8 protein-coding genes are annotated in these 8,312 nt (G+C 71.4%); 1 reads left to right on the top strand and 7 read right to left on the bottom strand.

What is annotated here, in order from left to right; genetic code table 11:
- The 7 genes from pheT to infC all read right to left on the bottom strand — a co-directional run.
- Positions 1-2,577: phenylalanine--tRNA ligase subunit beta (pheT, locus tag ACWEN3_RS35315; protein WP_452979443.1), on the bottom strand; the 2,577-nt coding region annotated here is incomplete at its 3' end.
- Positions 2,577-3,698 (bottom strand): phenylalanine--tRNA ligase subunit alpha, encoded by a 1,122-nt coding sequence (pheS, locus tag ACWEN3_RS35310; protein WP_452979440.1) that lies wholly within the window; start codon positions 3,696-3,698, stop codon positions 2,577-2,579. The genes pheT and pheS, both read right to left, overlap by 1 nt.
- Positions 3,699-3,823: 125 nt before the next feature.
- Positions 3,824-4,957 (bottom strand): ATP-binding protein, encoded by a 1,134-nt coding sequence (locus ACWEN3_RS35305; protein WP_452979438.1) that lies wholly within the window; start codon positions 4,955-4,957, stop codon positions 3,824-3,826.
- 50 nt (positions 4,958-5,007) lie between these two features.
- Positions 5,008-5,871, bottom strand: coding sequence for a TrmH family RNA methyltransferase (locus ACWEN3_RS35300; RefSeq protein ID WP_452979435.1), 864 nt, complete (start codon positions 5,869-5,871; stop codon positions 5,008-5,010).
- A gap of 165 nt (positions 5,872-6,036) precedes the next feature.
- Positions 6,037-6,420, bottom strand: a complete 384-nt coding sequence (gene rplT, locus ACWEN3_RS35295) for a 50S ribosomal protein L20 (protein ID WP_006141703.1) — start codon at positions 6,418-6,420, stop codon at positions 6,037-6,039.
- A gap of 98 nt (positions 6,421-6,518) precedes the next feature.
- Positions 6,519-6,713: a 50S ribosomal protein L35 gene (rpmI, locus tag ACWEN3_RS35290; RefSeq protein ID WP_004933563.1), complete on the bottom strand. Its 195-nt coding sequence runs from the start codon at positions 6,711-6,713 to the stop codon at positions 6,519-6,521.
- A 113-nt stretch (positions 6,714-6,826) separates the two neighbouring features.
- The gene (gene infC / locus ACWEN3_RS35285; protein WP_078637498.1) at positions 6,827-7,465 is read right to left on the bottom strand and encodes a translation initiation factor IF-3; all 639 of its coding nucleotides are present in this window, start codon (positions 7,463-7,465) and stop codon (positions 6,827-6,829) included.
- Between the two features lie 366 nt (positions 7,466-7,831).
- Between infC and ACWEN3_RS35280 the strand changes: the two genes are divergently transcribed.
- Positions 7,832-8,188 (top strand): DUF1844 domain-containing protein, encoded by a 357-nt coding sequence (locus tag ACWEN3_RS35280; protein ID WP_452979431.1) that lies wholly within the window; start codon positions 7,832-7,834, stop codon positions 8,186-8,188.
- Positions 8,189-8,312 lie beyond the last annotated feature (124 nt).

The following is an 8,312-nucleotide window of genomic DNA, read 5'->3' as shown; positions in this document are numbered from 1 at the left end:
CAGGATCGCGTCCTCGGAGGTGTCGTACGCGGCCGCGTAGCCCTGGCGCACCCGCTGGGCCATCGGGGTCTCGACATAGCCGGGGCAGACCGCGTCCGCCAGGGCGACGGCCGCGTCCCGGGCCGCCGACGCCTCGTCCACCGTCAGCGTCCGGTCGCCGGCGCGGAAGCGCAGCGCGTACGCCAGCGACTTCCTGCCCTCGCCAAGCTGCTCGGCGTTCTCGTACACATCGAACAGCCGGATGGACTCCAGGAGTTCACCGGCGCCCGCGCGCAGCGCCGCCTCGACCTCGGCCGCCGGCACCGGCTTGTCGACGACGAGGGCGACGTCCTGCGTGGCGACCGGGAAGGTGGAGATGCCCGGCGCCTGCGGAGTGCCGGCGCCGGCCGTCTCCAGGGCGTCCAGGTTCAGCTCCATCGCGCAGGTGCGCTCGGGCAGGCCCAGGGCCTTGACGACCCGCGGGTGCAGCTCCCCGGCATGGCCCAGGACCGTCTCCCTGCCGTCGGCGGCGACCACGAACTCGGCGCAGCGGCCGGGGTGCCACGGCCCGTACTGGCCCTTGCGGACGATCAGTTCGACCCCGGCCTCCCGGGCGACCGCGCGTCCCGCCTCGACGGCGTCGGCCCAGTCGGACGGGCGGCCCCTGCCCCACCAGCCGGCCTGCTCGCGGGCTCCCGCGAGCACGACCGCGACATGGCGCGGCTGCTCGGGCAGCACGGAGTTCAGCTCGGCGATCTCCGCTTCGGTGGGACGCCGGTCCAGGGGCAGATGCGTGGCCGCACCCTGCTCCGCGCGCGGGTGGAAGACCAGACCCGTCTCGAACAGGGCCAGATCGTGCGAGCCCCGGCCGTCGTTGCGCCGCAGGGCGCCGAGCAGGCCCGGCAGCAGCGTCGTACGCAGCGCGGGCTCCTCGTCGTTGAGCGGGTTGACCAGCTTCACGACGCGGCGGGCCGGGTCGTCGGCCGCCAGGCCGAGCTGGTCGAAGACCTGCTCGCCGAGGAACGGGTAGTTCGGCGCCTCGACGTAGCCCGCGCCGGCCAGCGCGCGGCCGACCCGGCGGTGCAGCCGCTGGCGGCTGGTCAGACCGCGGCCCGAGGGGAGCTTGGGCAGCGTGGAGGGCAGGTTCTCGTAGCCCTCCAGGCGGATGACCTCTTCGGCGAGGTCGTTGGGGTCGGCCAGGTCGGGACGCCAGGACGGGACCGTGACGGTCAGCTCGTCCTGCCCGTAGACGTCGCAGCCGACCTGCTGGAGCCGGCGTACGACCGTCTCGCGGCCGTAGTCGACGCCCGCGACCCGGTCCGGGTGGTCGGCCGGGACGGTGATGGTGTGCGGCGCGGACGACGCGACGACCTCGGTGACGCCCGCCTCGGCCGTACCGCCCGCGAGCAGCACCAGCAGGTCCACGGTGCGCTGGGCGGCGGCGGCCGCGGCCTGCGGGTCGACGCCGCGCTCGAAGCGGCGGGACGCCTCGGAGAGCACCTTGTGGCGGCGGCCGGTGCGCGCGACGGAGACGGCGTTGAAGTGGGCCGCCTCGATCACCACGTCGGTGGTCGCGTTCACGGAGTCCGCGTGGTCGGCGATCTCCGTGTTGGCGCCGCCCATCACGCCGGCGAGGCCGATGGGGCCGCGGTCGTCGGTGATGACCAGGTCCTCGGCGTGCAGCTTGCGCTCGACGCCGTCGAGGGTGACGAGCGTCTCGCCCTCCTCGGCGCGGCGCACGCCGATGGTGCCCTGGACCAGCCTGCGGTCGTAGGCGTGCAGGGGCTGGCCGAGCTCCATCATCACGTAGTTGGTGATGTCGACGGCGAGCGAGATCGGGCGCATGCCGACCTTCTGCAGCCGGCGCTGCAGCCAGATCGGGGAGCGTGCCTCCGGCTCCAGGCCGGTGACCGTGCGGGCGGTGAAGCGGTCGCAGCCCGCGGCGTCGGAGACCCTGACCGGGTAGCCGTAGGCGTTCGGCGCCGGTACGTCGATCAGGGCGGGGTCGCGCAGCGGCAGGCCGTAGGCGATGGCGGCCTCGCGGGCGACGCCGCGGATGGACAGGCAGTCGCCGCGGTTGGCGGTGACGGCGATGTCCAGGACCTCGTCGACCAGTTCCAGCAGCTCGACGGCGTCCTTGCCGACCTCGGTCTCCGGCGGCAGCACGATGATGCCGTGCGTGCCGTCGTCGCCCATGCCCAGCTCGTCGCCGGAGCAGATCATGCCGTGGGACGTCCTGCCGTACGTCTTGCGGGCGGCGATGGAGAAGCCGCCGGGCAGGGTGGCGCCGGGGAGGACCACGACGACCTTGTCGCCGGCCGCGAAGTTGCGGGCGCCGCAGACGATCTCCTGGGGCTCGCCGGTGCCGTTGGCCTGGCCGACGTCGACGGTGCAGAAGCGGATCGGCTTCTTGAAGCCCTCCAGCTCCTCGATGGTCAGCACCTCGCCGACGACCAGCGGGCCCTTGAGGTCGGCGCCGAGCTGCTCGACGGTCTCCACCTCCAGGCCGGCCGAGATGAGCTTGGCCTGGACGTCACGGCCGGTCTGGGTCGCCGGCAGGTCGACGTACTCCCGCAGCCAAGAAAGCGGGACCCGCATCAGATCTCCATCCCGAACGGCCGGGTGAACCGGACGTCACCCTCGACCATGTCTCGCATGTCCTCGACGTTGTGGCGGAACATCAGCATCCGCTCGATGCCGAACCCGAAGGCGAAGCCGCTGTACTTCTCCGGGTCGACACCGCAGGCGGTGAGCACCCGCGGGTTGACCATGCCGCAGCCGCCCAGCTCGATCCAGCCCTCGCTGGAGCAGGTGCGGCAGGGCCGGTCCGGGTTGCCGACGGACTCGCCCTTGCAGACGTAGCAGAGCATGTCCATCTCGGCGCTGGGCTCGGTGAAGGGGAAGAAGTTCGGCCGCAGCCGGGTCTTCATGCCCTCGCCGAACAGCGACTGGACCATGTGGTCCAGGGTGCCCTTGAGGTCGGCCATGGTCAGGCCCTCGTCCACGGCGAGCAGCTCGACCTGGTGGAAGACGGGCGTGTGCGTGGCGTCCAGCTCGTCGGTGCGGTAGACGCGGCCCGGGCAGATCACGTAGACCGGCAGCTCGCGCTCCAGCAGGGAGCGGATCTGGACCGGCGAGGTGTGGGTGCGCAGCACGACACCGGACTCGGTGCCGCCGCCCTCGCCCTGCACGAAGAAGGTGTCGGCCTCGCCGCGGGCCGGGTGGTCCGGGCCGATGTTGAGGGCGTCGAAGTTGAACCACTCCGCCTCGACCTGGGGGCCCTCGGCGACCTCGTAGCCCATGGCCACGAAGACGTCCTCGATGCGCTCCGAGAGCGTGGTCAGGGGGTGGCGGGCGCCGGCCGGCACGCGGTCGTACGGCAGGGTGACGTCGACGTCCTCCTCGACGAGCACCCGGGCGTCGCGCTCGGCCTCCAGCTCGGTCTGGCGGGCGGCGAGCGCCTTGTTCACGCCGCCGCGGGCCATCCCGACGCGCTTGCCGGCGTCGGCCTTGGCGTGCGGGGGCAGGGCGCCGATCTCGCGGTTGGCGAGGGCCAGCGGGGAGGCCGGGCCGGTGTGGGCGACCTTGGCCTCGTGGAGCGCGTCGAGGGAGTCCGCGGCGGCGAAGGCGGCGAGCGCCTCGTCCCGCATGCGCTCGATCTCTTCCGGTTTCAACGCCTCGACCTCGACAGGGTCGTACGACTTATTGGGTGCCGACATCTCTTCCCGTGCTTCCGATTGGCTGGCGGGTCCCCGTCACCGACTCGCGAGGGCCGCGTGAAGGACACAAAGGTGCCAAAGGCCGAGTCTAACGGGGCGGAGGTATGCGAAGAGCCCGTGGGCCGTCAGGCGAGATACGCCGGGGCCGCCACGGGCAACGTAAATCGGAACTCGGCGCCGCCGCCGGCGGCGCGGCCGACCGTGATGGTGCCGCCGTGGGCCTCCACGATGCCCTTGACGATGTACAGCCCGAGCCCCGTGCCACCGCGCTTGCTGCCCCGCCAGAAGCGGGTGAAGACGCGGTTCATGGATTCCTCCGGGATGCCGGGCCCCTCGTCGCTCACCGTGACCGACGTGCCGGTTTCCTCACCCTCGCGGGGGGACGCCGTGGGCGTGACGTCAATGGTGACGGTTCCCTCGCCGTGCCGCACGGCATTTTCGATGAGGTTGCTGAGCACCTGGTCGATCTTGTCGGGGTCGGCCCACAGGGCGGGCAGCGGCTGCTCCAGGCGCAGCAGGAAGCGGTCGGCGGGCTGGCCGGCGGCGACATAGGCCTGGATGTGCCGGGAGACGGCGGCGCCGATGTCGACGGGCTGCCGGCGCACCTCCAGGCGCCCGCTGTCGATCCGCGAGATGTCGAGCAGCTCGGCGATGAGGCGGGTGACGCGGTCGGCGTCGGCGTCGACGGTCTCCAGCATCAGCCGCTTCTGGTCGTCGGTGAAGCGCTCCCACTTGGCGAGGAGCGTGGCCGTGAAGCCCTTCACGGAGGTCAGCGGGGAGCGCAGCTCATGGGCGACGGTGGCGATCAGTTCGGCGTGGCTGCGCTCGGTCCGGCGGCGCGCCTCGGTGTCCCGCAGGGAGACGACCACGCGCCGCACGGGCCCGAGGGGCTCGGCGCGCACGTAGCGGGCGGAGACCAGCACCTCCCGGCCGCCGGGCAGCAGCAGGTTGCGCTCGGGCTGCCGTACCCGGATGGCGAGTCCGCCGTAGGGGTCGGTCAGCTGCCACCAGCGCCGCCCCTCCAGGTCCTCCAGCGGCAGCGCCTTCTCCAGGGGCTGCCCGAGGGCGTCGGCGGCGCGCTGGGCGGTGATGCGGGCGGCGGCGGCGTTGAAGCGGACGACACGCCCGTGCTCGTCGGCGACGACCAGGCCGTCGGGCAGCTGGTCGGGGTCGATGCCGGTGTCGTCGCCGTGCCGGGGCGCGGGTGTGCGCCCCGCGTCACGTCCCTCCGGCGCGGTGCTCGTGCCGGCCACACTCATCCCCGTACCCCACCTCTCAGACGGCGCAGGGCCCCGAGCTGGTCACCTTACTAGCTCTGGGTGACGAAGCGGCACCCTCCGGAGGCGCGCTGTGCCCGGGCCGACGCGTAGAGACATACGGCGGCGGCGGTGGCGAGGTTCAGACTCTCGGCCTTCCCGTGGATGGGGACGCGGACGACGGCGTCGGCGAGGGCGCGGGTCTCCTCCGGCAGCCCCCAGGCCTCGTTCCCGAACACCCAGGCCGTGGGTCCGCCCATGGTGCCGTTGTCCAGCTCCTCGTCCAGGTCGCGGTCGCCCGCGCCGTCGGCGGCGAGGATGCGCACGCCGGCCTCCCGCAGCCCGGCCACGGCCCGCTCGACGGGCACGCCCACGGCGACGGGCAGGTGGAACAGCGAGCCCACGGAGGCCCGGACGGCCTTCGGGTTGTACAGGTCCACGGAGGCGTCGGTGAGGATCACGGCCTCGGCGCCGGCCGCGTCGGCGCACCGGAGCACGGTGCCGGCGTTCCCCGGGTCCCGGACATGGGCGAGCACGGCGACGAGCCTGGGCCGGGCGGCGAGGACGTCCTCGAACGCGGTGTCCAGGAACCGGCAGACGCCGACCAGCCCCTGCGGGGTGACGGTGGTGGAGATGTCGGCGATGACGTCCTCGGAGGCGAGGTGCACCCGGGCTCCGGCGTCCCGGGCCGCCCCGACGATGTCGGCGTAGCGCTCCGCGGCCTCGACCGTGGCGAACAGCTCGACGAGCGTCGCGGTCCCGTCCGGGCGCCGGTGCCCCGCGGCCTCCCGCACGGCCTGCGGCCCCTCCGCGAGGAACAGCCGGTCCTTGCCCCGGAAGTTCCGCTTGGAGAGCCGGCGCGCGGCGGAGACACGGGCGGACCGGGACGAGATCAGCTCAGGAGAGACGGACGGCATCCTCATACTTTCGCGAACGTGTGGCGCCCCCGAAGGGGCGCGGGGAACTGCGCGAGCGACCACGACGAACCCGCGGCCGAACGATGGCGGTCCCACCGAACAACAGGACCCGCAAGCCATGACAGCCTGCGGGTCCAGTGAACGTCGGCTAGAGCCAGCGCAGCGTCACGCGGCCTTCGGCGCGTTGACGTCCGACGGCAGAGCCTTCTGCGCGACCTCGACGAGCGCGGCGAACGCGTTCGCGTCGTTGACGGCCAGCTCGGCCAGGATCTTGCGGTCGACCTCGACGTTCGCGGCCTTCAGACCCTGGATGAAGCGGTTGTAGGTGATGCCGTTCGCGCGGGCAGCGGCGTTGATGCGCTGGATCCACAGCTGACGGAAGTCGCCCTTGCGCTTCTTGCGGTCGTTGTAGTTGTAGACCAGCGAGTGGGTGACCTGCTCCTTGGCCTTGCGGTAAAGGCGCGAACGCTGACCGCGGTAGCCGGAGGCCTGCTCGAGGATCGCCCGGCGCTTCTTGTGGGCGTTGACTGCCCGCTTGACGCGTGCCACTTGTTAACTCCTTGTAGCGGGGCCGTGGGGGTACTCACACGGCCCGGAAACGATTGGGTCCCGGTCCAGACGTCCGGCGCTCAGAGGGCGCCGCGACGTCACTTGCCGAGAAGCTTCTTGATCTTCGCGGCGTCGCCCGGGGCCATCTCGGCGTTGCCGGTGAGGCGACGCGTCACGCGGGACGACTTGTGCTCGAGCAGGTGGCGCTTGCCGGCGCGCTCACGGAGCACCTTGCCGGAGCCGGTGACCTTGAAGCGCTTGCTGGCACCGCTGTGCGACTTGTTCTTCGGCATAGCGCCGTTCTCTCCTCGTCGGTGGCGCTCCGATGCCCGGTCGCGAAAACCGGGCACGGTGGAGCGTCGCTCTTGTTTCGGTTACATCCTCGGGGACACGGGGTCCCCCGGGATCACGCCTCGGCAGGCTCCTCGGACGGCGCCTCAGCCTCGGCAGGGTTCTGTGACTTACCGGGGTTCGCCTTCGCCTCGGCCTTGCGGGCCTCCTGCGCCTGACGGGCCTCGGCCATCGCCTCGGTCTTCTTCTTGTGCGGACCGAGGACCATGATCATGTTGCGGCCGTCCTGCTTCGGGTTCGACTCCACGAAGCCGAGGTCCTGGACGTCCTCCGCGAGACGCTGCAGCAGTCGGTAGCCCAGCTCGGGCCGGGACTGCTCGCGACCACGGAACATGATCGTGATCTTGACCTTGTCGCCCTGCTTGAGGAACCGGACGACGTGACCCTTCTTGGTGTCATAGTCGTGCGGGTCGATCTTCGGCCGGAGCTTCATCTCCTTGATGACCGTGTGCGCCTGGTTCTTGCGCGCCTCACGGGCCTTCATGGCCGACTCGTACTTGAACTTCCCGTAGTCCATGAGCTTGCACACGGGCGGACGGGCGTTCGCCGCGACCTCGACCAGGTCCAGGTCGTACTCCTGCGCAAGCTCCAGTGCCTTGGCCAGCGGGACGATGCCCACCTGCTCGCCACTGGGACCGACAAGTCGCACCTCGGGAACGCGAATCCGGTCGTTGATGCGGGGCTCGGCGCTGATGGATCCTCCTCGGTAGCACCACGCGGCGGCCTGGCGGACAGCCGCGTAACGTCTCTGTTCATGAGACCTGACCGCGCCGAAGCAGAAAAAACGCCCCGGACGATCACAGGCGGGGCTCCAATGACACCGGAGCACCGCCGCGGGGACCGCGGGGCGCGCATTCGGGCGACTCCATCGTCCGTACGGAACGATGGTGGCCGCCTGACCGGGTGACCCGCCGTCCCAGGGGACGGTCGGGTGGGAGATCGGAGCCTCCACTTGTGGGCCGGACACAGCGTGTCCGACCGGTCGTCCACCAGATTAGCAGGATCGCTTGACAAGGCCTAATCGAGAAGGTGCGAGCGGGGACCGCTTATCGTGTGGGGCATGAGTGAGACCCCTCCTGAGAACACCGACTTCGACGCGATGACCCGGGACATCGCCGAGGTCCCCGCCGTCGAGGTGATCGTGACGGTCGCCGTCAACCTGATGAGCGCCGCCGCCGTGAAGCTCGGACTGAGCGAGGAGGGCGACAAGTACAAGGACCTGGACGAGGCCCGCAAGCTGATCACCGCGCTCGCCGGACTGCTGGACGGCGGCGCGACCGAGATCAGCTCCTTCCACGCGGGCCCGCTGCGCGACGGCCTGAAGTCGCTGCAGCTGGCGTTCCGCGAGGCGTCGATCGTCCCGGACGAGCCGGGCCAGGGGCCGGGCGAGAAGTACACCGGCCCGATCTACGGCTGACGCAGCACCAGTTCACCCGCGTACGTACAAGGGCTCGCTGGGCGCGTCGGGGACGGGCGCAGTCATGCGGGGCATGGTACCTACGCCACCGTAAGTCAGGTGTCAGCGCATACATCGGTCGGTC

The sequence above is a fragment of the Streptomyces sp. NPDC004561 genome (genome assembly GCF_053602155.1).
Note: the sequence above shows the minus strand (reverse complement) of the source record. Positions and strands in the feature narration are given on the sequence as shown.

Coding starts and splice junctions, on each gene's coding strand:
- pheS (WP_452979440.1), bottom strand. CDS start 3,698: ATGTCGGCACCCAATAAGTCGTACGACCCTGTCGAGGTCGAGGCGTTG.
- ACWEN3_RS35305 (WP_452979438.1), bottom strand. CDS start 4,957: ATGAGTGTGGCCGGCACGAGCACCGCGCCGGAGGGACGTGACGCGGGG.
- ACWEN3_RS35300 (WP_452979435.1), bottom strand. CDS start 5,871: ATGCCGTCCGTCTCTCCTGAGCTGATCTCGTCCCGGTCCGCCCGTGTC.
- rpmI (WP_004933563.1), bottom strand. CDS start 6,713: ATGCCGAAGAACAAGTCGCACAGCGGTGCCAGCAAGCGCTTCAAGGTC.
- ACWEN3_RS35280 (WP_452979431.1), top strand. CDS start 7,832: ATGAGTGAGACCCCTCCTGAGAACACCGACTTCGACGCGATGACCCGG.